This window comes from Nocardia carnea (assembly GCF_029868855.1).
Taxonomy (GTDB): Bacteria; Actinomycetota; Actinomycetes; order Mycobacteriales; family Mycobacteriaceae; genus Nocardia; species Nocardia carnea_A.
In genome coordinates, this window is sequence record NZ_JARWOV010000315.1 from 1 (window position 1) to 1726 (window position 1726).

Annotated in this window: 1 protein-coding gene; it reads right to left on the bottom strand. The window is 67.0% G+C overall.

What is annotated here, in order from left to right; all coding sequences use genetic code 11:
• Positions 1 to 1726, bottom strand: a 1726-nt coding sequence (locus QH195_RS32730) for a condensation domain-containing protein (protein ID WP_280438240.1), incomplete at both ends; no start/stop codon positions are given.

Genomic DNA, 1726 nt, shown 5'->3' on the forward strand with positions numbered 1-1726 from the left:
CCGATCCGGATACGCAGCAACCGCCCGCTCGAACCCGTCCAGCAACAACCGCTCCGGCAACGCATGCTCGGTCGCATTCCACTCCGCCAGCACCCGGGCACGCTCGACCGGAGCCAGGATCTCCAGATCACCCACCGGCACCGACGCATCCGCGACGATCGCGCCCAATAACCGGGTGAACCGCTCCACGAACTCCTGCGCGGTCGCGCGGTCGAACAGATCTGTGGCGTAGGTCAGGTAGCCGGCCACGCCCGCGGGAACTCCCGCGGCGTCGTAACTGTCGCCGACCATCAGATGCAGATCGAACTGCGATATCTCGATATCGACGTCGACACCGGAGACCGTCAACCCCGGCAACTCGAGAGCGGACCGCGCCATGTTCTGGAAGGTCAATCCCACCTGGAACAGCGGATGCCGCGCCTGCGAGCGAACCGGGTTCAGCACCTCCACCAGACGTTCGAAAGGAATATCGGCGTGTGCGAAGGCGGCGATATCGATTTCGCGTTGCCGCGCCAGCAGATCGGTGAACGCCTCGCCGCGATCGAGTTGCGTCCGGAACACCAAGGTGTTCACGAACATCCCGATCAGATCGTCGAGAACCTGCTCACCACGACCGGCCACCGGGGTACCGATGGTGATGTCGTCGGTACCCGACAGCCGCGACAGCAGCACCGCCAGTGCCGAATGCACCACCATGAACATGGTGGCGCCCTGCTGCTGACCGATGTCCAGCAGCCCGGCATGGGTGTCGGCGTCGATCCGGACCTCGACCCGGCCGCCCACATAGGACTGCACCGCGGGCCGCGGGCGATCCGCCGGCAGATCCAGCTGATCCGGAATCCCGGCCAGCGCCGACTCCCAATACCCGACCTGCTTCGCCGCCAGCGATTCCGGATCGGACTCGTCACCCAGCAGATTCCGCTGCCAGATACTGAAATCGGCATACTGCACCGGCAACGGCGCCCACGCCGGAGCCTCACCCGCGGACCGCGCGACATACGCGGTCATCAAGTCGCGGGTCAGTGGGCCGACCGACGAGCCGTCGCCGGCGATGTGGTGCACCACCATTGCGAGCACGAATTCGGCGGCCGGGTCCGGAGCATCCGGCGCCGGGCGCACCTCGAAAAGGGTTACCCGCAGCGGTACCTCGGCGGTCACATCGAAACCGGACGACGCCAGCTCCGATACCGCGGCCACGATCTCGTCGCCCGCCACGGTCCGCACCTCGAGCTGCGGCACCGCCTGCCCCACCGGCAACACCACCTGCACGGGACCTGATTCGGTCTCCGGGTACACCGTCCGCAACACCTCGTGCCGCGCCACCAGATCCGCGACCGCGGCCCGCAGGGCATCGACGTCCAGCTCACCGGACAGCCGGATCGCCATCGGCAGGTTGTACGCCACCGACTGCTGATCGAAGCGATTGAGGAACCACATCCGCTGCTGCGCCAGCGACAACGGCGCCGCTGCCACGACCTCACCCGAGACCAGCTCCCGGTCCGGCCGCGGCTGCGGTACCAGCGCAGCGCGTCCGCCTGCTCCGGCCTGTTCCTCGATCCGCGCGGCAAGCGCGGTCACCGTCGACGCTTCGAACAGCATCCGCACCGGGACCTGCGCATCCAATGCTTTTCCGACCCGGGCCGCGACCTGGGTCGCGATCAGCGAGTTACCACCGAGAGCGAAGAAATCATCATCCGCGCCGATACGGTCGACACCGAGAACATCG